This window comes from Paraburkholderia sp. XV (assembly GCF_020177535.1).
GTDB classification, from domain to species: Bacteria; Pseudomonadota; Gammaproteobacteria; order Burkholderiales; family Burkholderiaceae; genus Paraburkholderia; species Paraburkholderia caribensis.
On the sequence record NZ_JAGUUD010000005.1, the window covers coordinates 36,236 to 60,505 of the forward strand.

General features: G+C 64.6%; 22 protein-coding genes and 2 pseudogenes. 15 read left to right on the forward strand and 9 right to left on the reverse strand.

Annotated elements, in window-relative coordinates; translation table 11 throughout:
* Positions 1–53 precede the first annotated feature (53 nt).
* The 12 genes and pseudogenes from KFO72_RS04160 (at position 54) to KFO72_RS04215 (ending at position 11,348) form a co-directional block, all read left to right on the forward strand.
* Positions 54–449, forward strand: coding sequence for a carboxymuconolactone decarboxylase family protein (locus tag KFO72_RS04160; protein WP_035994063.1), 396 nt, complete (start codon positions 54–56; stop codon positions 447–449).
* Between the two features lie 69 nt (positions 450–518).
* Positions 519–1,868: an MFS transporter gene (locus KFO72_RS04165; RefSeq protein WP_054932352.1), complete on the forward strand. Its 1,350-nt coding sequence runs from the start codon at positions 519–521 to the stop codon at positions 1,866–1,868.
* Positions 1,869–1,884: 16 nt separating this feature from the next.
* A pseudogene (locus tag KFO72_RS04170) lies at positions 1,885–2,820 on the forward strand (NAD(P)-dependent oxidoreductase); the annotation flags it as partial.
* A complete protein-coding gene (locus KFO72_RS04175) occupies positions 2,817–3,215 on the forward strand; it encodes a cupin domain-containing protein (protein ID WP_054932350.1) in 399 nt (132 codons plus the stop codon). The pseudogene KFO72_RS04170 and the gene KFO72_RS04175, both read left to right, overlap by 4 nt.
* A gap of 51 nt (positions 3,216–3,266) precedes the next feature.
* Complete coding sequence (locus KFO72_RS04180) at positions 3,267–4,058, forward strand: carboxymuconolactone decarboxylase family protein (RefSeq protein ID WP_062918152.1); 792 nt, start codon at positions 3,267–3,269, stop codon at positions 4,056–4,058.
* Entirely contained in the window at positions 4,051–4,254 is a 204-nt protein-coding gene (locus KFO72_RS04185; protein ID WP_225031469.1) for a hypothetical protein, read from the forward strand. The genes KFO72_RS04180 and KFO72_RS04185 overlap by 8 nt, the downstream gene beginning before the upstream one ends.
* Before the next feature lie 110 nt (positions 4,255–4,364).
* Positions 4,365–5,045: a GntR family transcriptional regulator gene (locus KFO72_RS04190; RefSeq protein ID WP_035994078.1), complete on the forward strand. Its 681-nt coding sequence runs from the start codon at positions 4,365–4,367 to the stop codon at positions 5,043–5,045.
* A gap of 461 nt (positions 5,046–5,506) precedes the next feature.
* Complete coding sequence (locus KFO72_RS04195; RefSeq protein WP_054932347.1) at positions 5,507–7,240, forward strand: pyrroloquinoline quinone-dependent dehydrogenase; 1,734 nt, start codon at positions 5,507–5,509, stop codon at positions 7,238–7,240.
* 92 nt (positions 7,241–7,332) lie between these two features.
* A complete protein-coding gene (locus KFO72_RS04200; RefSeq protein ID WP_225031470.1) occupies positions 7,333–7,872 on the forward strand; it encodes a c-type cytochrome in 540 nt (179 codons plus the stop codon).
* 54 nt (positions 7,873–7,926) lie between these two features.
* Positions 7,927–8,559 carry an ankyrin repeat domain-containing protein gene (locus tag KFO72_RS04205; protein WP_224099412.1) on the forward strand — a complete coding sequence of 211 codons (633 nt, stop codon included), beginning with the start codon at positions 7,927–7,929 and terminating at the stop codon, positions 8,557–8,559.
* 501 nt (positions 8,560–9,060) lie between these two features.
* On the forward strand, positions 9,061–10,881 hold the full coding sequence (locus KFO72_RS04210; protein ID WP_225031471.1) for a S10 family serine carboxypeptidase-like protein: 1,821 nt from the start codon (positions 9,061–9,063) through the stop codon (positions 10,879–10,881).
* A 71-nt stretch (positions 10,882–10,952) separates the two neighbouring features.
* Positions 10,953–11,348, forward strand: a complete 396-nt coding sequence (locus KFO72_RS04215) for a hypothetical protein (RefSeq protein ID WP_054932343.1) — start codon at positions 10,953–10,955, stop codon at positions 11,346–11,348.
* A gap of 69 nt (positions 11,349–11,417) precedes the next feature.
* Here KFO72_RS04215 and KFO72_RS04220 read toward each other — a convergent pair whose 3' ends face one another.
* Complete coding sequence (locus KFO72_RS04220) at positions 11,418–12,353, reverse strand: histone deacetylase family protein (protein ID WP_225031472.1); 936 nt, start codon at positions 12,351–12,353, stop codon at positions 11,418–11,420.
* Positions 12,354–12,520: 167 nt separating this feature from the next.
* Complete coding sequence (locus tag KFO72_RS04225) at positions 12,521–13,618, reverse strand: AraC family transcriptional regulator (RefSeq protein WP_060608417.1); 1,098 nt, start codon at positions 13,616–13,618, stop codon at positions 12,521–12,523.
* A gap of 293 nt (positions 13,619–13,911) precedes the next feature.
* Here KFO72_RS04225 and KFO72_RS04230 point away from each other — a divergent pair, with 293 nt between their 5' ends.
* The gene (locus tag KFO72_RS04230) at positions 13,912–15,582 is read left to right on the forward strand and encodes an AMP-binding protein (protein WP_225031529.1); all 1,671 of its coding nucleotides are present in this window, start codon (positions 13,912–13,914) and stop codon (positions 15,580–15,582) included.
* Positions 15,583–15,711: 129 nt separating this feature from the next.
* Positions 15,712–17,499, forward strand: coding sequence for a SulP family inorganic anion transporter (locus KFO72_RS04235; RefSeq protein ID WP_225031473.1), 1,788 nt, complete (start codon positions 15,712–15,714; stop codon positions 17,497–17,499).
* A 16-nt stretch (positions 17,500–17,515) separates the two neighbouring features.
* Here the strand turns inward: KFO72_RS04235 and KFO72_RS04240 are convergent, their stop codons facing one another.
* Complete coding sequence (locus KFO72_RS04240) at positions 17,516–18,637, reverse strand: PAS domain-containing sensor histidine kinase (protein WP_224099384.1); 1,122 nt, start codon at positions 18,635–18,637, stop codon at positions 17,516–17,518.
* 181 nt (positions 18,638–18,818) lie between these two features.
* Between KFO72_RS04240 and KFO72_RS04245 the strand changes: the two genes are divergently transcribed.
* The gene (locus KFO72_RS04245) at positions 18,819–19,163 is read left to right on the forward strand and encodes a hypothetical protein (RefSeq protein ID WP_224099383.1); all 345 of its coding nucleotides are present in this window, start codon (positions 18,819–18,821) and stop codon (positions 19,161–19,163) included.
* Positions 19,164–19,187: 24 nt separating this feature from the next.
* On the opposite strand, the gene KFO72_RS04250 is transcribed toward KFO72_RS04245, so the two are convergent.
* The 6 genes and pseudogenes from KFO72_RS04250 to KFO72_RS04275 form a co-directional block, all read right to left on the reverse strand.
* A complete protein-coding gene (locus tag KFO72_RS04250) occupies positions 19,188–19,556 on the reverse strand; it encodes a DUF3564 domain-containing protein (RefSeq protein WP_176053668.1) in 369 nt (122 codons plus the stop codon).
* Positions 19,557–19,674: 118 nt separating this feature from the next.
* On the reverse strand, positions 19,675–20,706 hold the full coding sequence (locus KFO72_RS04255; RefSeq protein ID WP_060608400.1) for an Acg family FMN-binding oxidoreductase: 1,032 nt from the start codon (positions 20,704–20,706) through the stop codon (positions 19,675–19,677).
* Between the two features lie 15 nt (positions 20,707–20,721).
* Positions 20,722–21,531, reverse strand: coding sequence for a fumarate/nitrate reduction transcriptional regulator Fnr (gene fnr / locus KFO72_RS04260; protein ID WP_082433925.1), 810 nt, complete (start codon positions 21,529–21,531; stop codon positions 20,722–20,724).
* 17 nt (positions 21,532–21,548) lie between these two features.
* Complete coding sequence (locus KFO72_RS04265; protein ID WP_054932334.1) at positions 21,549–21,953, reverse strand: response regulator; 405 nt, start codon at positions 21,951–21,953, stop codon at positions 21,549–21,551.
* Positions 21,954–22,076: 123 nt separating this feature from the next.
* Positions 22,077–22,724, reverse strand: coding sequence for a response regulator transcription factor (locus tag KFO72_RS04270; RefSeq protein ID WP_054932333.1), 648 nt, complete (start codon positions 22,722–22,724; stop codon positions 22,077–22,079).
* Positions 22,721–23,950, reverse strand: a pseudogene (locus tag KFO72_RS04275) (PAS domain S-box protein); the annotation flags it as partial. The gene KFO72_RS04270 and the pseudogene KFO72_RS04275, both read right to left, overlap by 4 nt.
* Between the last annotated feature and the right edge of the window lie 320 nt (positions 23,951–24,270).

Below are 24,270 nucleotides of genomic sequence, written 5' to 3' on the forward strand. Positions count from 1 at the left end.
GTCGTAACGCGCAAAGCAACTGAACGGGTTGAAGCAACAGAGAGGACCTCAAGATGGACAGCAACGAACGTTTCGAAAAAGGTTTTGAAAACCGCAAGGAAGTGCTTGGCGCGGGCCATGTGGAGAAGTCATGGGCCAATGCCGACGACTTCAACCGGCCGATGCAGAAGTTCGTCACCGAGAGTTGCTGGGGCGACATCTGGGGCGACAGGACGCTGTCGTTCAAGACGCGCAGCATGCTGAACCTCGGCATGCTCACGGCGATGAGCCAGCATCACGAACTGGCCGTGCACGTGAAGGGCGCGCTGCGCAACGGCGTGACGAAGGACGAGATCCGCGCGGTACTGATGCAGGCGGCCGTGTATTGCGGCGCGCCGCTGGCGCTGGCTGCGTTTCGCGTCGCGACGGAAGCGATCAAGGCATATGAAGCGGAGACTTCGGCGGCCTGATGCTGTGACGACACCACACCAGGCAGCGCGAACCCAATAAGCAATGCCGACAGAGACTTGGAGACAACGATGAAAACCCTCACTGCGACCGACATCGCACAGTCCGAAGGCGAGCAATCGATCGAAACGAAAAGACGCAATGCCATCAAAGGCGCGTTCTTTTCCGAGTACATCGACATGTTCGATATCTATCTACCCGTCGTCGTGCTGTCGCCGGTGCTGGCGTTTTTCCAGCCGCCGCATCTGTCGAGCGGCATGGAGACGATCCTCGCGTCGCTGGTGTTCATCACGACGCTGCTCGGGCGTCCTATCGGCGCGCTGCTGTTCGGCATGATCGCGGACCGCATCGGGCGTCGCAAGGCGTCGATCTGGTCGGTGTCGGGCTTCGGCGTGGTCACGCTGCTGATCGCGCTGCTGCCGGGCTACGAGAGCATCGGCATCGTGTCGTACTGGGCGCTGGTGCTGCTGCGCTTCGTCGACGGGATTTTTCTGGGGGGCGGCTACACGGGCGCGATGCCGCTGGCCATCGAGTATTCGAAGAAAGAGCAGCGCGGCTTTGTCGGCGGTTTCATCATCGCGGGCTTTCCGGCTGCGTATGTGTCGATCAATCTCGTCGCGATGCTGATGTTCGCGCTCTTTCCGCTGAACGGCATGAACTCGCCGTACGCGCAATGGGGCTGGCGCATTCCGTTCGTGCTGGGCGCCGTGCTGGCGGGCATTCTCGCGCTGTACTACGTGCACAAGGTCGCCGAATCGGAGATCTGGAAAAGCGAAGCCGCCGACAAGGCCGACCAGCCGGAGAAACTGCCGCTCACGGACCTGCTGCGCGGCAAGAGCGGCCGCAACCTTCTGCAGGTGCTGGTGATGATGACGGGCTTCTGGCTCACGCAAAACATCATCACGATCTACCTGCCGACGGGCCTGCTCGTGAAGACGCTGCATCTGACGGGCTTCCAGATGACGTCCACGCTGATGATCACGTACTTCGTGCTGTTCTTCAGCTACATCGGCTCGGGGCTGATCGCGCAGGCGATCGGGCGGCGGCGCTTCTTCGTGATCGTCGGCCCGCTGATCGCGACGGTCGGCGCAGGGCTGCTGTACGTGCTCGCGAACAACGACGGATTGTCGCTGCCCACCATCATCGCGCTGGTCTGCGTGCTCGCCGTGCTCGTCACGTCGCCGTGGGGCGTGATCGTCACGTACATCAACGAGCGCTTCGTCACCGATGTGCGCGCAACGGGCTTCGGCGTCGGCTTCAGCCTCTCGGTGATCATCCCGTCGTTCTACGCGTTCTATATGAACTGGCTCGGCGCGTTCATGCCGTTGCGGATGACCTCCGTGGTGCTGCTGTGCATCGGCGGACTAATCGGCGCGGTGGGCGCGATGATGGGACCGGAAACGAAGGACGTCGACTTCTGACGAATCACCTGACTTCAAGGGAATAGCGGAAATGAACAAGGAACGGATCGGATTCATCGGTCTCGGCAACATGGGCGGCCGCATGGCGCGGCGTCTCGTCGATGCGGGCATTGCGGTGCTCGGTTACGACACCGCGCCCGAGCGCGTCAAGGCAGCGGGCGCACAGGCCGCGGCATCGATCGCGGACGTGATGAAGTTCGCCGACGTCGTGATGATGTCGTTGCCGGACAGCAAGGTCGTCGAGGCCGTGGTCGAAGGCGAGGGCGGCGTGCTCGCGCATTGCCGCGCCGGACAGATCGTCGTCGATCTGAGCACGGCCGCCGCCAGTTCGACGATACGGCTCGCGCGGCGCTTCACGCAGAGTGGCGTGCAGTATGTCGATGCGGGCATTTCAGGCGGCGCGGCAGCAGCGGAGAAAGGCACGTTGACGTTGATGGTCGGTGGCGACGCGAGCGCCGTCGAAGCGCTCAAATGGGCATTCGCGCCGATCAGTTCGAAGGTCGCCCACATGGGCGAGAGCGGCGCGGGCCACACCACCAAGCTGCTGAACAACTTCCTGAATGCCGTGAGCCTCGCGGCGAGCGCGGAGGTGATGGTGGCGGGCAAGAAGGCGGGGCTCGATCTGCATCTGCTGCTCGACGTGCTCAACAGCAGCAGCGGCGTGAACTTCGCGACGCTGAACCGCTTTCCGAAGATCGTCGACGGCGATTATCTGGAAGGCGGGCTGACGGGCAAGCTGATGACCAAGGATGTCGTGCTGTATGTCGATCGCGCGCGCGAGCTGGGCGTGGTGTCGCTGAACGCAGCGGGGCCGCTCGCGAGCTTCGGTCTTGGCACGGCGCTGGGTTATGGCGACGTGATCAGCAACCGCGTGGTCGATGCGATCGGCGATGTGTCGGGCGGCGTGCGACTGTACGACGGGAAGATTCGCAAAGAGGAGAAGCAGGCATGAAGGTATTTCACGGCAGGGCGGAAGGGAAGTTGTCGGAACTGCGCGGCGAGACGTTTTCGGGCACGGTGTGGGCCGACCCCGTGATGCCGCCGACGGATGGCGTCACCATCAACACGGTGTTCTTCGCGCCGCGCGGCCGCACCTACTGGCATACGCACGAGCAGGGCCAGGTGCTGCAGGTGACGGCGGGCAAGGGCTGGATTTGCAAGGAGGGCGAGGCGCCGCAGGAAATCCGCCAGGGCGACATCGTGTTCATCGGGCCGAACGAGCGTCACTGGCACGGCGCGAGCGACGGCAGCTACATGGTGCACATCGCGACCTCGATCGGCAAGGCGACGTGGCAGGAAGAAGTGGCCGAAGCGGATTATCCGCAGGGGCTCGTCGCGGCGGGCTGACACGGCGCGCGGCGCGGGGAAAGCATTGTCGTTATCGGAAGGAGCAAGCGAATGAAGCAGGGAGAGCAGCCGGCGCGCGCGCCTCGCGAGCCGCAGCAGATCAGGGATGACTTCGTGCGCGTGCACGGCGTCTGGAATGCCGCGTGGGACAGCATGCTGCGCCTCGATGCGGGCTTTGTCGATGCGTACGTGCAGTTCTCCGCCGTGCCCCAGCGCAGAAACCATCTCGATGACAAGACGCGCGCGTTCATCGCGCTCGCCGCCGACGCATGCGCGACGCAGCTGTACGGGCCGGGCGTCGCGCATCATATCGAACGCGCGCTCGGGTTCGGCGCGACGCGTGAAGAGCTGATGGAAGTGCTGGAGCTGATCAGTACGATCGGCATTCACACCAGCAATGTCGGCGTGCCCGTATTGCTCGAAGTGCTCGAGGAAGAAGGCTTGCGCGCGGGACCCGCGCCGCTCGACGAACGCCGCCGCGCACTCAAGGATGCATTCGAGAAGAATCGCGGCTACTGGCATCCAACGTGGGAAGGGCTGCTCGAACTCGATCCCGATCTGTTCGAAGCGTATGTCGAGTTTTCTTCGGTGCCGTGGCGCACGGGCGTGCTGAGTCCGAAGATCAAGGAGTTCATGTATTGCGCGTTCGACGCGTCGTCGACCCATCTGTATGTGCCCGGCCTCAAGCTGCACATACGCAACGCGCTGCGCTACGGCGCGACGGCCGACGAACTGATGGAACTGCTGGAGATCGTCAGCACGACGGGCATTCACGGCGCCGAACTCGGCGCGCCGCTGCTCGAAGCGGCACTGGCGAAGCAGCGCGTGGCCGTCGATGCTTGACCTCGGAAAGCTTCGCCTGAACGCATCGAGCGGGACCGACACGCGTGCTGCGCGCCCGCCTCGAAACCCCGATTCACGCGGGCGCGATTCCCATTCGACGTTCCGCGCATTGCAGGCGCTGCCGCTCGCGCGGCTCGCCGCGAACGGCACCGACCACGCGCATGTGCGGGCCGTTGCGATACTCGGCTACAACTGAAGCGCTGCGGCGAGGCAACAATGAACGCGTTTTATGCGTAACGGAGGACGGAAAACGGCTGGCGGTGAAGTATCATAGCGACTGTAACTTTGTCGGACGGGAAGACAATAATGTCGACTGATATCGGGTTGGTCCGACCTGAGACGCTACGTCATCAGGTCGAAAACGTGCTGCGGCAGGCCATCATGAGCGGGCGCTTCGCGCCGGGCGCGCGTCTGATCGAGCGCGAACTGTGCGAGTCGCTCGGCGTGAGCCGTACCTCGGTACGCGAAGCGCTGCGCAAGCTCGAAGCGGAGAAGCTCGTGCGCAGCGTGCCGCACAAAGGCCCTATCGTCGCCGTCATCTCGCAGCAGGAAGCGAGCGAACTGTATGCGTTGCGCGGGTTGCTGGAAGGCTTCGCGGCGCACGAGTTCGCCAGACTCGCCAGCGACGCCGCCATTGCGCAATTCGGCGAGGCCGCGAAGGAACTGCGCACCCAGGCGATGGCGCAAGACCAGGCGGGCGTGCTCAAGGCCAAGACCGCGCTCTATGAGGTGCTGCTCGACAACTGCGGCAATGCGCTGGTTAAGGAGGTTCTGAACAGCCTGTATTCGCGGGTGAATCTGCTGCGCGCCACGTCGCTGATGCATCCCGACCGGCTGCCGAGCAGCCTGCGCGAAATCGACAAACTCTACAAGGCGCTCAAGGCACGCGACGCCGACGAAGCCCAGGCGCTCGCGCGCCTGCACGTGGCGAACGCGGAGAAAGCCGCGATGCGCATGCTCGGCGAGAGCGACGACGCGCAAGCCTGAGCGATCCCGGTGCGAAGCCGGTGCGAAGCCGGCCGCCGGCTTTGCGCGGCTTCGCATCGCTTCGATGCAACGCACAATGCGTGCGTCCACAAGCACGTTATAAACCCCGCACTACGCCGGTCTGGTCGTCAACGCAGCGCGAGCGGCCGTCAATCCTCATACGTGAACCGACCTTCATTTGCGCGGCAACCGGGCGCCAATGCGCTGCCGCGCGCCTGGTAAATCGGCATCGCTTCGTCTACGCTTAATTGAGCCGGCCTTGAGGGCGAGAGTGATGCCGTACTCGCCGAATCTGCGCAGCCGACCCGTCCCGACCAAGCAATCAAACGGTTCCAATTTCAAAGCTTTTGTTGTTTGAGAGGGGTTGCGCGAGCGTGCCCGTCCACCCGTGGTCTACGTGCGGACAGCCGCCGCGCTCCAGCGCTCGCAAGCTCAAACGATAAAAAGCCGAGGAGACGCTCATGATTCCATCCCCGCGGTACCTCGCCGTTTTCGTTCCCTTGCTGTTCGCCGCGCTCGCATCGCCCACCGCGCGAGCCGCCGACGAAGTGCAGAACACGTCCACCACCACGTCGTCGCCGATGCCGTCGACGTTTGCGCCCGTCAGTCAGTCGCAGCTCGACAGCGCCGCCGGCAACACGTCCGACTGGCTGCATCCGAACGGATCGTATGCGCAGACGCGCTTCTATCCGGCCACCCAGATCAACCGGACCAACGTGGCGAAGCTCAGGCCGGTGTTCATCTTCCAGACGGCTGTCAACGAATCGATGGAAACGGCGCCGATCGTGTCGAATGGCGTGATGTTCATCACCACGTCGTTCAATCACGTCTATGCCGTCGATGCCGTGACGGGCAAGGAGTTCTGGCACTACAAGCACAAGATGGGGCCGGTCACGACGTTCTGTTGCGGGCCCAACAATCGCGGCGTGGCGATCTCCGGCGACCGGCTGTTCATGGGCACGCTCGACGCGAAACTGGTCGCTCTCAACGCGAAGACGGGCAACGTGCTGTGGGAAACCAAGATCGCCGATCCTGACGAAGGCTATTCGGAAACGATGGCGCCGACGGTGGTGGACGGCAAGGTGCTGATCGGCACGAACGGCGGCGAATACGGCATACGCGGCTTCGTGAAGGCGTTCGACGCGAATTCCGGGCAACTGCTGTGGACCTTCTACACGATCCCCGACACCGGCCAGGAAGGCGTATGGGCGACCAAGGACGCAACGGGCCGCGACGAGAAGCGCGATATCGCCGCCGAGAAAAAGCAGCTCGCGGATAAAGGCGGCGACTTCTACAAGACGCTCGGCGGCGGCGTGTGGATGACACCTGCCGTCGACCGCAAGACGCATACGGTGTTTTTCGTGGTCGGCAACCCGTCGCCGGACCTGTATGGCGCGATCCGGCCGGGCGATAACCTCTATACGGATTCTCTCGTCGCCATCGATCTCGACACGGGCAAGTACAAATGGCATTACCAGTACGTGCCGCACGACGTGTGGGACCTCGACGCCGTCAGCCCGCCGATCCTGATCGACGTGCGCGACACGAACGGCACGATGATTCCCGGCGTGATCCACGGCGGCAAGACGGGCCATATTTACGTGCACGATCGCGCAACAGGCCGCCTGATCCGCTTCTCGCAGGCGATGATTCCGCAGGAGAACATGTGGACGCTGCCCACCGCCGAGGGCGCGCGGATGCTGCCGGGTGCGAACGGCGGTGTCGAATGGTCGCCCATGGCGTTCGATCCGAAGACGCGCCTCGCCTACGCGGCCAACCTGCATCAACCGATGACCTATCAGGTCACGGACGCGCCCTATCCCGGCGGCAGCAAGCTGTGGCTGGGCGGCGCGTTCAAGGTGATTCCGTCCGAAGAGCAATGGGGCAAGCTGTCAGCCGTCAACGTCGACACGGGCAAGGTGGCGTGGGACTTCAAGACGGCACAGCCGTTGATCGGCGGCGTGCTCGTGACGGGGGGCGGGCTCGTGTTCAACGGCGAAGGCAATGGCCTGTTCCGCGCGTTCGACGCATCGACGGGCAAGAAGCTCTGGGAATTTCAGTGCGGCGCGGGCGTCAATGCGCCGGCCGTCTCGTATAGCGTGCGCGGCAAGCAGTACGTCGCCGTCGCGGCGGGCGGCAACACGCAACTGGACTTCAAACGCGGCAACACGGTGCTGGTCTTCGCGTTGCCGTGATGACGAGAGCCCGGACGTCATCTCCAACCGCGCAGCGCGCCGCGCGTATCGTGGCGCGCGTCTGCGCGGTGTTTCTTTGTGTGGGCGGTGCTATGTGGCCGCTAGCCGACGCACGCGCCGACGCGCAAGCGGGCCAGACGAAGGCGCAGACCTGCGTCGCCTGTCACGGCCCGATGGGCAATTCGACCGATCCGCAGTATCCCGTGCTCGCCGGACAGACCCAACGTTACGTGTACCTTCAGTTGAAGGACTTCAAGGAAGGCCGTCGCAAGGACCCGCGCATGTCGCCGATGGCGGCCAACCTCTCGAAAGACGACATGCAGGATCTCGCCGACTATTTCGCCGCGCAGAAACCCGTTCCCGTCGATTTCAAGGCGGACGGCGTGGCGGTCGAAGCGGGGCGCAAGAAGTCCGCTGCGGAGCTTTGCACGATGTGCCACCTCGGCAACTTCGCGGGGCAGAACGAGATACCGCGTGTGGCCGGGCAGCACTATCAGTACATCGTCAAGCAGTTGCAGGACTTCCGTTCCCGCACGCGCACCAACGATGCCGGCAACATGGGCAGCGTCGCGCGCAATCTGACTGACGACGATATCCGCAACCTCGCCAGTTACGTCGCGAACCTGCAGTAGCCTCGGGAGACGAACATGTATCACGCCGTGCGATATGGGGCGACTGCGTTGTTGATGGCGGGCGCACTGTGGGCCGCATCGGGCGCCGCGCTTCCCGCAGCCGCCGAAGAAGCGGGCGAGGTGAATCGCACGCTGCTTGCCGCCGCGAAAGACGGCGACCGCGCGAGCGCGATCGCCGCGCTCGATCGCGGCGCGGCCGTCGATACGGCAACCCGCATCGGCGATACAGCGTTGCTCACTGCGTGCAAGAAGGGCGACGCCGAACTGGCGCGCGTGATGGTCGATCATGGCGCGAACGTGAAGCATGCCAACGCGTCCGGCGTCACGCCGCTGATGGCGGCCGCGTATGGCGGCTACGACGGCATCGTCGCGTTGCTGCTCGCGCGTGGCGCCGATCCGCTGGCGACGGATCGCGTCGGCAAGACCGCGATGGAATACGCGGCGGGGCAGGGGCAAACGCAAGTGGTGAAGCAGTTGCTCGATACGGGCATCGACGTGAACCGCCGCTACAAGAACGATCTCACCGCGTTGATGTGGGCCGCGGGATACGATCGCGCCGATACCGTCAAGCTGCTGCTCGCACGCGGCGCTGATGAGTCGCTGAAGGACAATCGCGGCATGACGGCGAAGGACATTGCCGCGCAGACACAATCGAATCAGGTGGCGAATCTGTTGTCCGCGCATTAGTTGCGGCGAAAGCGGTTATTAATCCGGTTCGGCACGGATCAATACCTGGTTGAAAAGAAAAGCGTAATTCTTCAATTCGGTTTGTCGGTCGCGCGATAAAACATTACGACAATGATTTCGATGTGATTTTTCGAAGCCGAAACAATAGATGCGAACGCAAGTTTCGCTCCTATTCGCCACGCATCGCGCGTAAAAACGTGCCTTGACAAAGCCCCGCCCGACCTCCTATTTTTCCTCTGCCAACCTTCATTACCAAATCTTTCCCGAGCGGAAAGAAATAAAGGACCGAGTACAACTTACCGGTGTGGATTAACGTTTGTAATTAGTGATCCAAATTATTAGAAAATTGGTGCGGGCTGTATCGAGGCTGTTAGAAACAAGAAAGTTTAATGTCAGCCGCTGTGAGTGCCGACGAATTCTGCACTGCTGTCTGTTGCCTATGCGCCTCATCGGCGAAGGCGGCCTTCGTGTAGCGGTAACTTACCTGTCATAGGGACAGAAATGAAACCAGACCGTAGCATTAGCTGGAGCCGCCCGCGTCTGGGGCAGCTAGCCGCTTCAGGCGCGATGATTCTCGGGTTGCTGGTTCTGGCGGCATGCGGGGGAGGCGACGGCAGTCCCGCTTCGTCGGCAACGAGCGCGTTGAGCCAGGCGGCGAATCCGCAAGCGCTCGCGCAACAGCAGGCACAGCCGCAGGCGGCCAACAAGCCATACACCGATCCGATTCCCTATTCGCCGCATGCGAACGACGGCCTTGCTGCATCGCAGGTCACGGAGAAAGCGGCTGTGATGCACTACCAGTGGAAGTCTGGCAAGACGACGGTCAACTATACGACGACGACAGGCCACCTGACGGCAGCGGACGCAAACGGCAATCCGGAAGCCACGATGTCGTACGTGGCTTACACGGCGCCAGCCACGAACGGCAAGCCGCGCCCGCTGACGTTTCTCTATAACGGCGGCCCGGGGTCGTCGTCGATCTGGCTGCGGCTCGGTTCGTTCGCGCCCACGCGCGTCGCGACGCCCGATCCGCTGCTCACCAACTGGCCGAACTATCCCCTCGTCGACAATGCTGAAAGCCTGATCGACACGACCGATATGGTATTCATCGATCCGCCCGGCACGGGTCTTTCGGAAGCGGTCCTGCCGCATACGAACAAGCAGTTCTGGGGCGTCGATTCCGACGTCAACATCATGCGCGATTTCATCATCCGCTATCTGGCGGCCAACCATCGCGCCGGGTCGCCGATCTATCTCTACGGCGAGTCGTACGGCACGCCGCGCACCGACATGCTCGCACTGGCGCTCGAAACGGCAGGCGTGCCGCTGACGGGCATCGTGCTGCAGTCGTCGATTCTCAACTACTTCGCCGACGCAATCGAAGCCGTGGCAATTCTGTTGACCACGGAGGGGCTGCAACTCGACACCGACACGCTCGCCGGCTATTACCCCGGTTATGCTGAGGTCGCGGCGTATTATCGGCAGGTGTCGCCGCCGTTGATCGATCAGGGCCTGTTCGCGCTGCAATCGGAAATCTTCGCGACGGGTCAGTACAACCACTTCAAGCAGTATGCGCAGACGTGGGTGCTGAGCCAGCTCGGCATACCCGATGCGCTCGGCAACCCCGTGGTCCCGCCGACGCGCACGCTGCAATCGTGGGAGTGGCCGTCGAGTCTCACGCTGCAGGCGCTGCAGGGCTACTTCAGCACCGACTCGTTTGGCTTCGCGCTGGTGCCGGGCTATACGATCGGCCGTTACGACGGACGCGTGTCGCTGCCCAATTCGGACCCGCGCCTGCAAACGGATGGCGACCCGTCGGACATTCTGATCTCGCAGCCGTTCACGACGGCGCTCGCGACGCAGATGCCGGACTATCTCGGCTACACGGCGCCGAACGCGACCTACATGCCGCTGAACGACGACGTCATCGAGGCATGGGACTTTTCGCATGACGGCCAGCCGCTGCCCGATACGCTGCCCGATCTGCTCGGCGCGATCACGCTCAATCCGAAGCTGAAGGTGCTCGCGGAGAACGGCTTCCACGATCTCGCCACGCCGTTCTTCACGACCGAGAAGGAGCTGGCGCGTCTGCAAACGGTGCGTGGCCTGAATCCGAACCTCCAGGTGAATTTCTTCCAGGGCGGGCACATGATCTATCTGGACGATGTGGCGCGTCCGAAGATGAAGAGCGATCTGGTGAACTACTACGGCGGGCAGCCGATTCCGCTCGCGCTATCGCTGTGGACCTTGCCCGCGCCGTGGCACGACGAAAGCCCGGCGGGCACGCCGACTTCCACCGCACAGGCTGCGACGGCGCAGTAGGCTCAATGGAACAGGTCCCCGCCCGACACGGATGCGGGGATTCCCGGCTCATCTATTCAGGGCGAGTGATCATGTCATCAATCGATAGGTTGTCGCGCGTTGTTCCCATCATCGTCGTGCTCGGCGCCGTGATGGGCAGCGCGCACGCGGCGACGCAGGCCGTTGCGCCAGTGACGCTGCCAAAGGGCGCTCATGGCGTCGACGGTCCGTTTTTCCCGAGCACCCGCGCAGCGGCCATTACGCCATCCACGGGGACGCAATTGCAGCAGCAGGCGCAACAGCGCATCGACGCGCGCATGGGCGCGAATTCGGTGCTGAGCAATGGCGCGTCGATCACGAAAGCGCAGGCGCAAAGCAGCGGTCTTGGTTTTATCGCGAAGCACTTCGATCAGATCGACACCGCGCATTCGGGGCGGGTGTCGTTGAATGACGTCAGGCAGTATTTGCAGCAGCAACAGGGACAATAAGAAAAGCCCGCGCATCGGTCGACGTCGATGCGCGGGCTGTTCTTGCAATGCCAGACGCAGCGTTGCGGATCAGCTCCCCATCAACGCGCGCACATGCGCGCGCGTGCCGCCCGACAACCCTTCCATGCTGTATCCGCCTTCGAGTATCGACACCACGCGCCCCTCGCAGGTCTCGTCGGCGATGCGCACCAGTTCGCGCGTGATCCAGTGGAAGTCGTCATCGTCGAGACGCAGCGCGGCGAGCGGATCGAGCCGATGCGCGTCGAAGCCCGCTGAAATAATGATCAGATCGGGGCGAAACTCGCGCACGGCGGGCAGCATGTCCGCCTCGATGCGCGACCGGAACAGATCCGAATCGCAACCCGGCGGCAGCGGCACGTTGAGGATATTGTGGCTCACGCCTGTGTCAGCCGACTTGCCCGTGCCGGGATACAGCGGCGATTGATGACTCGATGCATAGAAGAGTTCGGGCCGGTCGTAAAACGCAGCCTGGGTGCCGTTGCCGTGATGAACGTCGAAATCGACGACGGCCACGCGCTCCAGTTTGTGCACGTCGTGCGCATACGCCGCCGCGATGGCCGCCTGATTGAAGATGCAAAAGCCCATCGCCTTGCCGGGCTCCGCGTGGTGCCCGCATGGACGCGTCGCGCAGAATACGTTGCGCGCGTCGTCGTTGAGCACGGCATCGACGCCCGCGCATGCCGCGCCGACGCAGCGCATGACGGCCTCCCACGAACCCGGCGACATGACGGTATCGCCGCCGTCGAGCGGCATATAGCCGTGCTGCGGCGCGATCTCCGCCACTTCGTCGATGAAGTCCTGGTTGTGAATGAGTTGCACCTGTTCGAGCGTGCCCATCGGCGCGTCGCGCCATTCGAGCGCCGCGAATTCCGGCGCGCGCAAGGTTTGCAACACGGTCTTCAGCCGTTCCGGCGATTCGGGATGATGCGGGCCGGGCTGATGGTTCAGGCAGGCGGCGTGCGTGTAGACGAGAGTGGGCGGCATGGGGTGCTGATGCGCGGAAGGCCGGGCATCGTCTCCTTGGTCTGGATGTTTTCGAATGAGGAGAACGCGCTGTGCAGCGCTAGCGGCTCCAGAGTATTCGGCAAGTGTAAGGTCGCGGCTTTCGCGCCGAACAATAAAACAAACTTTGGCACGCCATAGACGTTCGTTTATGGAAGCGCCGCACCGCGATCGCGCCGCACATCGTTCGGCGTCTTGCCTGTCCAGCGCTTGAACGCATGACGAAAACTCACGGCGTCGCTGAAACCCAGCGTCAAGGCAATGTCTTCGATGCTCAGCGCCGTCGTGCCGAGATAGTCGACAGCGAGCGCCTTGCGCACACCCGTCAATAGCTCGCTATACGACGCGCCTTCCGCTTCGAGCTTGCGGCGAAGCGTGCGCGAGGTCATGCACAGGCTCTGCGCGATCTCTTCGATGTCCGGGAATCTGCCGGGCGTACGCGTGAGTTCCTGGTAGACACGCCGTGTCACGCCCGCTTGCCAGCGGAACTGTTCGACCAGACGCGCGCATTGCGTCGAGACTTGTGCGGCCGTGATCGGATTGGCGAGTTGCGGCGCACGCGAGAGCCACGCGGCGGGGTAGCTCAGCAGATTCTGCGGCTGCTCGAAGGCGAGCGGACACTCCAGCACGTCCGACAGCAACGCCGCATGCGGCGGTTGCGCCTGCGTGAACATCGCGCGCGCGGGCACGCACCATGCGCCCATCACGTCCTTGATGACCGTCACGTGCACGGCGAACTGCAGGTCGATCAGAAAGCGATACAACGGCTCGCCGATGTCGGGCATGCGCACTTCGTCGCGATTCGGAAAGACCCACGATGCCGCGTCGTCATGCTCGAACCAGCGGATGTCGAGCATGCCGTTGGCGAGTTGATGGTATTTGACGGCGGTATCGAAGGTCTGCGCGAGCGCTTCCGAGCACAGCAACGCGTAGCCATACATGCCGTAGCTCGAGGCATGCAAACGGCAGCCGACACGCACGCCGAGATCGGGCCGCTCGCATAGACGAACGGCATTGCGCGCCGCAATCAGGAATTGCAGCGAGGAAGTCAGCGTGAACGGGTTGGCGACGGCCGCGGCGTCGAGTTCCGTGCCCGCCAGCACGGCATTCGCGTCGATGCCGGCTTCCGAGGTCACGTCGAGCAGCGCGACGAGCTTGGACGGCGCAAAGCGCTTTTCACGCCATCCGATCACGGACGGCGCGTGCCGATGAGTTGCCGCCGCGTGCGCGGGCGCGCGTTGCTGCATACGTGAATGAGTCCTGTGTCCGAAAAGATACCGCTTGCGTGCCCGGAATTCTGCGCCCGAACGCATTCGCTCGCCATAGGGTTCACCCTTATTTACCCTGCCAATACCTCGCGCAAACACACGTGAATGGCGGCTGGCGCAGCGATCGAGGGCGAAGCAGCTTGTCCGTTGCGATCACCATTTCGGCCTCGCCGATCATTTGCATCCGCGCGGGCGCGCGCGATAGTTCCACCTGCATAAAAGATCGATCAGGAGACAGCGTGGACGACAGCCACATCAGCCCCCGTCATTGCATGAAGCCGCCCGTGGAAAGCCACGCCAGTCAACGGCACTGGATTGCCTCGTATGGCTCGATCCCTGCGGAGATCGACGCCGGCCGCTATCCGTCGATCAACGCGCTGCTGCAAGGCGCGATGCGCGAGTTCGCGGCCAGGCCCGCGTTCCGCGCGTTCGGCCACACATTGACCTATGCGGACATCGACCGCCTGTCGTCGGCATTCGCTGCGTATCTGCAGAAGGTGGCGGGCGTCGGCAAGGGCGACCGCGTGGCCGTGATGCTGCCGAACGTGCTGGCGTTTCCCATCGCGTTCATCGCCATCGCGAGGATCGGCGCGGTGCAGGTCAACGTCAATCCGCTCTACACGGCGCGTGAACTGGAGCATCAGCTAAACGACGCGGGCGTCGAAACGATCGTCGTGTTCGACGGCTCGACGCGCACGCTGGCCGAAGTCATCGACGGCACGAAGATTCGCACGGTGATCACGGCAGGCGCAGGCGACGGCAGCGGCGCCACGCTTGCCGGACCCGCCGCCGATGTGAAGCCGGACGGCGCGCTGCACAACGCGCTCACGCTGCCGCAAGCGCTCGCGCAGGGCGAGCGGCTCGCCGCCGATCCCGTCGACGTCACGGGCAGCGATCTGCTCTTTCTGCAATACACGGGCGGCACGACGGGGCTTTCGAAGGGCGCCGCGCTGTCGCATCGCAATCTGGTCGCGAACATCGAGCAGTTCAAAGCCTTCATGCCCGATTCGCTGCGGCCCGGCGTCGAGGTCGTCGTCACGGCGATTCCGCTTTATCACATCTTCGCGCTGACGGTGAATTTCCTCACGTACTTCTCCATCGGCGCGGAGAACTGGCTCGTGGCGAATCCGCGCGACGTCGAGCCGTTCATCGACGTGCTGAAGGCCGCGCGTCCGACCGTCTTCGTCGGCGTCAACACGCTGTACGCGGGGCTGGCCGCGCATCCGCGCCTCGCGGAAGTGGACTGGTCGCGGCTCAGGCTGTCCGCGGGCGGCGGGGCGGCCATGATCGATGTCGTGTCGGCGCGCTGGAAGGCCGTGACGGGCAGCTTTATCCGCGAGGGCTACGGATTGTCGGAGACGTCGCCCGTGGTGTCGTTCAACCCGCAGTTCATCGACGGGTTCACGGGCAACACGGGTCTGCCCGTCCCTTCCACCGACGTCAAGCTGCTCGACGACGACGGCCGCGAAGCGGGCGTCGGCGAGGCGGGTGAAATCTGCGTCAAGGGCCCGCAAGTGATGCGCGGCTACTGGCAGCAGCCCGAGGCCAATGCGCGCGCTTTCACGGCGGATGGCTATTTCCGCACCGGCGACATCGGCGTATTCGACGACAAGGGCTTTCTGAAAATCGTCGATCGCAAGAAGGACATGGTGATCGTCTCCGGCTTCAACGTTTACCCGAACGAAGTCGAAGCGGTGGCGACCGCGTTCCCCGGCGTCGCCGAATGCGCGTGTGTCGGCGTGCCCGATGAAAAGACGGGCGAGGCGCTCAGGCTGTTCGTCGTCACCGCGCCGGGTGCCGACGTGACGCAGCAGGCGCTGATCGCGCATTGCCGCGCGAGCATGGCGGCGTACAAGGTGCCCAAGGTCGTTCACTTCGTCGATGCGTTGCCGAAGTCGACGGTCGGCAAGATACTTCGTCGCGAGTTGCGACGCGTCGAATGACGGGCGGATTGCTGTCACCCCATCTGCGGGCATAAGCTGGTTCATGTGACATGCGGCGGCGGCGGGGCGGCAGGCGCCTCGCGGCCGCGCATCCGACGTGAAGCGCTTGTTTACTCGACAGGGCGGGCGATGAGCCGAGCGACCAGTCATCGGGATCATGCCGGCACCCGCCGCCTCCATTCCTTGCTGCGCCGCGTGCCGGGCATCGCGACGCTGCGCGCGTATCGGCGCGCATGGTTCTCGCACGATCTGATCGCGGGCATGGTGCTCACCACGGTGCTCGTGCCCGCCGGGCTGGGCTACGCCGAAGCGGCGCACCTGCCCGCCATCACGGGGCTCTACGCCACCATCGCGGCCGTCGTCGCGTATGCGGCGTTCGGGCCGAGCCGCATTCTCGTGCTCGGTCCCGACTCGGCGCTGGCCGCGTTGATCGCGTCGATCGTGCTGCCGATTGCAGGCGCGCGCCCGGAGCACGTGGCGGCGCTGGCGGGCATGCTGGCGATCCTGTCGGGCGTGTTCTGCATCGCGGTCGGCGTATGCCGTCTGGGGTTTCTCACCGACCTGTTGTCGAAGCCGATCCGCCAGGGCTTTCTGAACGGCGTCGCGCTGACGGTCATCATCAGCCAGGCGCCGAAGCTGCTCGGCTTCGACGTGAAGGGCAGCAACCTGGTGCAGGTCGTGGCGGGCCTCGCGCGCGGCGTAGTGGACGGCAAGCTGAACGAGGTGACGTGCGCGATCGGCGCCGCGTGCCTGCTGGTCATTTTCGCCTGCAAGCGCTGGATGCCCGTGGTGCCGGGGATACTCGTCGCCATGGTCGGCGCGACGCTGGCCGTCGCGCTGCTCGGGCTGGACGCGCGAGCGGGCGTCGCCGTGGTCGGCGACGTGCCGCAGGGCTTGCCCGTGCCGTGGTTCCCTTCCGTTTTATTCGATCAGATCGTCGCGCTGGTGCCCGGCGCGATTGCCGTCGGGCTGATTTCTCTCGCGGATATCAGCGTGCTGTCGCGCGTGTTCGCGGAACGCAGCGGCGAGCGCGTCGACCGCAATCAGGAACTGGTCGCGCTCGGCGCGGCCAACATCGCCGCGGGGCTGTTCCACGGCTTCCCCGTCACGAGCAGTTCGTCGCGCACGCCCGTCGCCGAATCAGCGGGCGCGAAAACGCAGCTCACGGGGATCGTCGCCGCGCTGTGCGTCGCCGCCTTGCTGATCTTCGCGCCGACGCTGCTGCGCTCGCTGCCCGCCGCCGCGCTTGGCGCCGTGGTGGTGGCGGCGGGCCTCGGGCTGTTCGAAGTGCGAGACGTGATCCGCCTGTTGCGCCTGCGTCGCAGCGAGTTCACGCAGTCGATGGCGTGCTTTGCGGGTGTCGCGCTGATCGGTCCGATCCAGGGCATTTTCATCGCCGTCGGGCTGGCGCTGATGGCATTCGTCTGGCGCGCGTGGCGGCCCTATGACGCCGTGCTTGGCCGCGTCGACGGACGCAAGGGCTACCACGACATTTCGCGGCATCCCGCTGCGCGGACCATTCCGGGGCTGGTGCTGTACCGCTGGGATGCGCCGCTTTTCTTCGCGAATGCCGAGATTTTTCGCGACCATGTACAGCGCGCGATCGAAACGGCGGCCGCGCCCGCCAGGTGGGTCGTCGTCGCCGCCGAGCCGATCACGGATGTCGACGTCACGGCCAGCGAAATACTGCGCGCGTTCCATGCAAGTCTGCACGAGCGGCACATCGAACTGTGTTTTGCCGAGATGAAGGGACCGGTGAAGGACATGCTGCGGCGCTACGGTCTGTTCGACACGATGGGCGAACAGCATTTCTTTCCGACGACGGGCGTGGCCGTGGATGCGTACCTGGAACAGCACAACGTGGAATGGCACGACTGGGAAGACGACGCCGACGCGCAGCAAAAACGCAAGCCGTGACGGGCGACAGCAGCGCTCACTGCACCGCCGCCACAGCGGCAACGGGCACGCGAATCGAAATGTGAAAGCCCTCGCCCGGCGCACTGACGAACGACACCGTGCCCTGTAGCTGCCTGACGCGCTCGCGAATGCCAAGCAGCCCGAACGACGCGCTGATGGGCGGCAGCGCGAGCGTTGCGCCCACGCCGTTGTCCTCGATGTCGAGCGAGACGAGATTGCCGGTGCGCGCCAGCTCGATGCGCACGCGGCTCGCGTTCGCGTGACGCGCGACGTTGGTCAGCGCTTCCTGCACGATGCGAAACAGGTTGGTCGAAGCGAACTCATTGAACCGGGCGGGGAAATGCGGATCGCCAGCTTCGATATGAACCGTCGCGACGACGCCGTAGCGCTTCGTGAAGTCTTCAGCGAGCCATTCGAGCGCGGCCGCGAGGCCGAGATCGTCGAGCAGCGGCGGGCGGAGATCGGAGGCGATGCGGCGCAGCGACGTCGCCATCGCGTCGATCTCCTGTTGCAGCGCGCGCGTTTTTGGCACCAGCGGCGCGGTCTCGGTCTTCGCGGCCAGCGTCGCTTCCATCAGCGCGACACTCATTTTCAGCGCGGTCAACTGCTGCCCGAGGTCATCGTGCAGTTCGCGCGCGATGCGCTTCTGCTCGTTCTCGCGCGTGATCTGCACCTGCGCCGACACCTCGCTCGCCCGTTCGAGTTCCGCAAGGCGCATGCGGTCGGTCATGTCGCGCGTGACCTTGGCGAAGCCGAGCAGCGTGCCGTTGGCGTCGCGCACGGCTGAAATGGTGACGTTGGCCCAGAACCGCGAGCCGTCGCGCCGCACGCGCCAGCCTTCGTCCTCGACGCGCCCTTCGGCGGCGGCCGTTGCCAGTTCGCGGGCCGGCTTGCCGGCGGCGATGTCCTCTTCCGTGTAGAACGTCGAAAAATGACGGCCGATGATCTCGTCGTGTGAATAGCCTTTGATGCGCTGTGCGCCGCGATTCCAGCTGGCGACATTGCCAGCAGGATCGAGCATGAAGATGGCGTAGTCCTGAACCGCTTCGATCAACAGGAAAAACCGGTCGTCGAGCCGCACATCCGATGCGGACGCCGCGTCATCGTTGCGGGACGGATCGTTGCCCGGCGCGGTCATCGTGATTCCCGGCGGTTGGTGAAAGACGGTTGATTTATATCAGTTCGCGAACGCTTGTGCCAGTTGGCCGGGCGCGTCCGGCGGCAGACGCTTTGCCGCGTTGATATGGGTCAATCGCGCTTTCACGCGTCGCCGATACGCTGACGGCATGGATCTGCGCGAGACTCGCTCTGCGGATCCGATGAAAGTGCGTCAATGGGAGGCGATGGTGGGCATCGGCATGCAGATTGTCTATCTGGGCTGTCATGCGACGGCGGCGCTCGAAGCGGAGGCGGCGATGCAACTGATGCGACTGCAACCGTTCGGCGCATCGCTGTCGGACTGCCATCTGGCCATCGAAGCGCTGCGGCTGCGTTCGGGCAAGCCGCTTTACGATGTGCGCCTCGACCTCGTCACCGCGACACACGAGCGACAGCCGATCGGCCGCCATGCGGCGGAGAGCGCGGAAGAGGCCGTGCGCCGCGCGTTCGACGCCGCGGAGTGCGCGCTCCAGGCAGCGGCCGCTGCATCCACGACACGCCGTTGAGTGCGTGCCGTGTACCGCGCCGGGTCACACTTCGTCGGCAAAAACGCCGTGCTCGGGCTCGGATTCAGTCCCGTCGATCCACTGCACGTGCCATTGCCCGGCGATGGGCGCACGACCTGCATCGCGGTACCAGCGCGCCTGCCCGGATTCGCCTTCGAACGGTCCGTCGAGATCGAGCAGATCGAGGCCCGCCAACTCGCAGCAGACGCGATCGCCTGCCGGGTCGAGAATGCGCGTGCTGTCGTTCGACAGTGCCAGCGCGCCCCATTCCGGCAGATCGATGACGGCATGTCCTTCGCGCGACCATTTACGGGCGTCGCGGTCGAGCCAGAGAATGGCATAGACAGACGGCTCGGTGCATTCGAACGTATCGAGGTGAAGGGTGATTCGCATCGACGGCTCCTTTTCGGCGTGGCGGACGCTTTCAATCTACCGCGTGTGCGTCGCTGGAAGTTGAGGCACGTCAAGGGCCGCCGACATGCGCCTGCGGCAAAGCGCTGCTGCCGCGAAGTCAGATGACGACGTCGGCGAGCGGGCGGCGCGGCGAGTGCGCAGCCTGCGGGCCGCGTCCGACGCGCAACAGCAGTTGCGGCGTCGCGTCGAGATGCAGCAGGCCGCTGATCTGCAAGCGTAGCGTGCTCACTTCGATTGGCTGGTTGAGGTAGGAGGCCGTCAATCCTTCGGCGGTGGCGACCAGCAGCATGCGTTCCAGCGCCTGTCCGGCGGCAACCCATGCCTCGCGGTCGTTGCGCGAGGTGGCGATGCCGACGATCAGCGGCGAGCCGTCGACCAGATGCCGGTGCGTCGCAGGCGTCCCCGCGCCGGCGTCGAACACGCGGACCACGGCGGAGACGAGCGGCACCGCGAAATCGAGCAGCCCGCTCACGGCTGTTCCGTACGCGGGCATCCCGTCGTCGACCCGGCGCGGATGAATCCAGACGGCAAGTTCGCGGCGAAAGCGCGGGTCGGCGAACTGGGTATGGTCGGCCTCTGCCACGAGCTGCGCGATTGCCTGGCGATCGGCGCGCGCGTGCAGGCAGCCCGCGAAAGCGCCTTCCGCCTCGCAGGCGTCGGCCAGCTTCTGTTGCACGTCGGCGGGAACGGGCTGGTCGGCAAAGGGCGCGCGCGTCGTGACGCGCCGCGTGATCGCGTCGAACAGGGACGCCACGGCCGCGTCGCCGCGACCGTCACGCGACACATGCACCAGCGCGACGACATCGGGGTCCGGGTCCGAAGGAAACAGCGTGATCGCGTAGCTGAACCCGAAGTGGCTCAACGCCACGCGCAGGTTGAAGAGCGCCGCGCCGCAACTGATGATCAACCCGCGATCGAACGGATCGACGACGGGCAGCGCCCGCAGTCGGTCCACGCACACCTGCACGGTGCTGCCGTCGATCATGAAGCGCCACGGCTGCGTATTGTGATTGGACGGCGCGAGCACTGCGTATTGCAGTGCAAAGCGCAGTTGCTCGGCGAGCGGCGCGGCGGGATCGAACCGGGTTTCGTCGATTTCCCATGCCGAACGCGGATTGGCGTGGACCATCCCGGCGTGCTCGCGCTAGACCCGCGCGAGCCCCTCGTGGTCGAGGATGCGGATCGTCTTGCCGTTCGCATCCACGAGCCGCTCGCGCTGGAACTTCGAGAACATGCGGCTCACGGTTTCGAGTTTCATCCCGAGATAGCAGCCGATTTCCTCGCGCGTCATGCGCAGATGGAACTCCGCGGCGGAGAAGCCGCGCGCCTTGAAGCGCCGCGACAGATTCAGCAGGAAGGTCGCGACGCGCTGCTCGGCCGTCATCGTGCCGAGCAGCATCATCTGGCTGGATTCGCGGACGATCTCGCTGCTCATCATCTGGTAGATGTGATGCTGCATCGGCTTCAGCTCGCGGCAGACCGCTTCGAGCTGCGCAAACGGAATGATGCAGACCACACTGTCTTCGAGCGCGATCGCATCGCAGTTGTGCTGACAGGTGCCGACGCCGTCGAGCCCCAGCGCCTCGCCGGCAATCTGGAAGCCCGTCACGTGCTCACGGCCCTCGCGATGCATCACGACCGTCTTGAACGAGCCCGCGCGCACCGCGTAAATGCTGTGAAACGCGTCGCCCGCGCGATAGAGCGCGTCACCACGCTTGACGGAACGCGTCGCGCAAATGATGGCGTCGAGCCGGGTCAGTTCATCCGCGCTCAGTTCGGCGGGCATGCAGAGCGCACGCATCGCGCACGCCGAGCAGCGGGGCGCGCGACGCGCCGGCGGCTCAGCGCGCGAAACGGGATGAATCGGCACGACGCGCGCCGCGCGCATGATCGGACGATCGCTGTCGGCCGCGGCGGTTTCAGTGACAGTGGCAGTGGCAGTGGCGGCAAGCATGGTCGGCTCCTGTTCGCTCACGAGGACGCGCGTTGCGTCCGGGCGATGCCTGCGATGGCGCGGCAGGCCGCGTCGAATTCAGACGTCTTGTCGAAGAAAAAATCGGCGCCCGCCGCGTTGCATGCGTCGCGGAAAGCGCGCGCGATGTGGTTCGTCAGCACGATCTTGACGATGGCCGGGTGCATCCGGGACAGCGTCTCGATGAGGGCGAGGCTGTTGCCGTCGGCAAGGCGCAGGTCGAGCACGACGATATCCGCGTCGCAGGCACGGATGCCTTCCAGCGCCGAGTCCCCGTCTTCAGCCTCGCCAGCGATTTCCACGCCCGCAATGGCGCCCAGCAGGCAAGCAAGACGGCGCCTCACTTCGACGGCGGTGTCGACGAGATAGACCTTGGCGGCGAGCGCTGGCACGGCGGTATCCATGTCCAGCAGTATCGACGGCTCTATCTCAAAAATGTATAGGAGACGGTGGAACCGGCTCTAGGAGTTTAGGTAGGTGTTATAGGAATATTCCTACTGACAGCGGCGCAACCTTAGGAGTCGCGGCTAGATGTCGGACCCGTCGTCGATCAGCTTGTGCCGGATCGCATAGCGCACCAGGCCGTTTTCGTTCGGCATCTGCATTTTTTCGAGGATACGGGTCTTGTGCGTGCTGATGGTTTTGACGCTCACGCACAGTTCGTGCGCGATTTCGGTGATGCTCTGGCCGGAGACGATGCGGCGGAACACGTCGTACTCGCGATCGGACAGGCGGTGATGCGGCAACGCTTCGGCGGGTTCGTTCAGATGCTGCGCGAAGCGCTCGGCCATGGCGAGACTGACGTAGACGCCGCCCGACGCCACCTTCGTCACGGCGCCGACCAGTTCGGCGCTGGCGCTTTCCTTCGTCATATAGCCGGATGCGCCCGCCTTGAAGGCGCGCACCGCGTATTGCTGCTCCGCGTGCATGGTCAGCACGAGAATGCGCAGCGCGGGTTGCTCGTCCTTGATCTGCTTGATGAGATCGACGCCGTTGCGGCCCGGCATCGACAGGTCGAGTACCAGCACATGGGCTTGCGTGGCGCGGATCAGCGCGATGGTCGTGCCGCCGTCGCATGCCTCGCCCGCCACCTCGAAGCCGCTCGCGGATTGCAGAATGTGGCGCAACCCGTCGCGCACGAGTGTGTGGTCGTCGGCAAGCAATACCTTGATCATGGATGCGTATGTTCCTGTTGCACGGCTTGCAAGGGAAAGGTCACGGTCAACGCAAAGCCCTGGTTCCTCGTCGTGTCGATCCGAACCGAGCCGCCCAGCATATGAGCCCGCTCGCGCACGCCGATCAGGCCAAACGGCCGGTCGATGCCCGCGTGCTCTCCCGTGCCCGCGTCAGGTTCGGCGCCACGGCCATTATCCGCGATGCGCAGCACATAGTGTTGACTGCTCGCTTGCAGCGTCAGCTCGACGGCACTGGCTTCGGCGTGACGCGCGACGTTGGTCAGCGCTTCCTGGACGATGCGGAACAGGGCCGTCGCAGCGTCCTTTTTGAACGCAGCGTCGCCTGCGTCGATGTATCGTTCGACAGCGATCCCATAGCGGCTGGTGAAATCGTTCGCAAGCCATTCGATGGCAGGCGCGAGGCCCAGATCGTCGAGCATCACGGGGCGCAGATCGGCGGCGATGCGGCGCAATGACGCCACCGTCGCATCGATCGTGCGAGCCATGCCGTGCAGGCGCGACATGGCGTCGATCCGCTCACGGGTGCCCGAACGCGAAGTCAGCTGGTCTTCGAGCACGGAAAGCTCCATTTTCAGCGCGGTGAGCTGCTGGCCGAGGTCGTCGTGCAACTCGCGGGCAATGCGCGTTTTTTCCTCCTCGCGCACGCTCTGCAGGTTGGCCGACAGCCGCCGCAGTTCCTCACGCGACTGCTTAAGCGCGTTTTCCGACTTCACGCGTTCGGTGACGTCGCGCAACATCACCGTATAGAGCTTGCCGGCGTCCTCGCGTATCTGCGAAATCGATGCCTCCAGCGGGAATTCTTCGCCGTTCGCGCGCAAGCCGAACAGAATCGGCTGCCGTCCCATGATTCGCTCGGAGATGCCAGTCGCGCCGAATTGCGCGACGTGCTGCGCGTGGCTGTCGCGATACCGCTGCGGGATGAAGCGCGACAGCGGCGTGCCGAGCGCCTGCGCGGCGGACACGCCGAAGATGCGTTCCGCGGTCGGGTTGAAAATGACGATGTTCTGCGCCTCGTCGATCGTGATGATCGCTTCCATCGACGAGCGGATGATGCCCATCATGCGCGACTCGTCGCGGCCCGCGTTGGAGGCGGAAAGCGCCTGCGTGCGTGCGGCGGCGATCACGCTGACCATGGCGGCCGCAATCGACAACGCGCACAGCGCCGCGACGAGCGCGAGCGCGAGCGTCGCCGCGCCGCTCGACGCGACCACGGCAAGCACGGCGACTGCCGCGAGGCCGCAGGCGAGCGCGGCAAGTTGCGCCCGGGCAGCGCGTCGATGCGCGAGAGACTTGCTGGCGACGTCGAGGTCGACTTTCATCCGTGCCTGCCCCGCGAGAAAGACGGACAGCGCGCAACGCTTCGCGACGAATGCCGCCTTCCTGCGAAGCGCGCCCGTGGCGCCGACATGGCGCGCCGTTTTGTGCGCGGCGCGCCGATGCACCCAGGTTGCGCGCTGCCGTGCCCGTCCGCCGCCTGGCGTCTGGCGTCTGGCGTCCCGGCAGCGACGCCACGTTCATCTACGCG

What these genes read in the sequence shown, in the direction of transcription:
- KFO72_RS04160 (WP_035994063.1), top strand. Translation starts at nt 54, where the DNA reads ATGGACAGCAACGAACGTTTCGAAAAAGGTTTTGAAAACCGCAAGGAA.
- KFO72_RS04165 (WP_054932352.1), top strand. Translation starts at nt 519, where the DNA reads ATGAAAACCCTCACTGCGACCGACATCGCACAGTCCGAAGGCGAGCAA.
- KFO72_RS04175 (WP_054932350.1), top strand. Translation starts at nt 2,817, where the DNA reads ATGAAGGTATTTCACGGCAGGGCGGAAGGGAAGTTGTCGGAACTGCGC.
- KFO72_RS04180 (WP_062918152.1), top strand. Translation starts at nt 3,267, where the DNA reads ATGAAGCAGGGAGAGCAGCCGGCGCGCGCGCCTCGCGAGCCGCAGCAG.
- KFO72_RS04185 (WP_225031469.1), top strand. Translation starts at nt 4,051, where the DNA reads ATGCTTGACCTCGGAAAGCTTCGCCTGAACGCATCGAGCGGGACCGAC.
- KFO72_RS04190 (WP_035994078.1), top strand. Translation starts at nt 4,365, where the DNA reads ATGTCGACTGATATCGGGTTGGTCCGACCTGAGACGCTACGTCATCAG.
- KFO72_RS04195 (WP_054932347.1), top strand. Translation starts at nt 5,507, where the DNA reads ATGATTCCATCCCCGCGGTACCTCGCCGTTTTCGTTCCCTTGCTGTTC.
- KFO72_RS04200 (WP_225031470.1), top strand. Translation starts at nt 7,333, where the DNA reads ATGTGGCCGCTAGCCGACGCACGCGCCGACGCGCAAGCGGGCCAGACG.
- KFO72_RS04205 (WP_224099412.1), top strand. Translation starts at nt 7,927, where the DNA reads ATGGCGGGCGCACTGTGGGCCGCATCGGGCGCCGCGCTTCCCGCAGCC.
- KFO72_RS04210 (WP_225031471.1), top strand. Translation starts at nt 9,061, where the DNA reads ATGAAACCAGACCGTAGCATTAGCTGGAGCCGCCCGCGTCTGGGGCAG.
- KFO72_RS04215 (WP_054932343.1), top strand. Translation starts at nt 10,953, where the DNA reads ATGTCATCAATCGATAGGTTGTCGCGCGTTGTTCCCATCATCGTCGTG.
- KFO72_RS04220 (WP_225031472.1), bottom strand. Translation starts at nt 12,353, where the DNA reads ATGCCGCCCACTCTCGTCTACACGCACGCCGCCTGCCTGAACCATCAG.
- KFO72_RS04225 (WP_060608417.1), bottom strand. Translation starts at nt 13,618, where the DNA reads ATGCAGCAACGCGCGCCCGCGCACGCGGCGGCAACTCATCGGCACGCG.
- KFO72_RS04230 (WP_225031529.1), top strand. Translation starts at nt 13,912, where the DNA reads ATGAAGCCGCCCGTGGAAAGCCACGCCAGTCAACGGCACTGGATTGCC.
- KFO72_RS04235 (WP_225031473.1), top strand. Translation starts at nt 15,712, where the DNA reads ATGAGCCGAGCGACCAGTCATCGGGATCATGCCGGCACCCGCCGCCTC.
- KFO72_RS04240 (WP_224099384.1), bottom strand. Translation starts at nt 18,637, where the DNA reads ATGACCGCGCCGGGCAACGATCCGTCCCGCAACGATGACGCGGCGTCC.
- KFO72_RS04245 (WP_224099383.1), top strand. Translation starts at nt 18,819, where the DNA reads ATGAAAGTGCGTCAATGGGAGGCGATGGTGGGCATCGGCATGCAGATT.
- KFO72_RS04250 (WP_176053668.1), bottom strand. Translation starts at nt 19,556, where the DNA reads ATGCGAATCACCCTTCACCTCGATACGTTCGAATGCACCGAGCCGTCT.
- KFO72_RS04255 (WP_060608400.1), bottom strand. Translation starts at nt 20,706, where the DNA reads ATGGTCCACGCCAATCCGCGTTCGGCATGGGAAATCGACGAAACCCGG.
- fnr (WP_082433925.1), bottom strand. Translation starts at nt 21,531, where the DNA reads ATGCTTGCCGCCACTGCCACTGCCACTGTCACTGAAACCGCCGCGGCC.
- KFO72_RS04265 (WP_054932334.1), bottom strand. Translation starts at nt 21,953, where the DNA reads ATGGATACCGCCGTGCCAGCGCTCGCCGCCAAGGTCTATCTCGTCGAC.
- KFO72_RS04270 (WP_054932333.1), bottom strand. Translation starts at nt 22,724, where the DNA reads ATGATCAAGGTATTGCTTGCCGACGACCACACACTCGTGCGCGACGGG.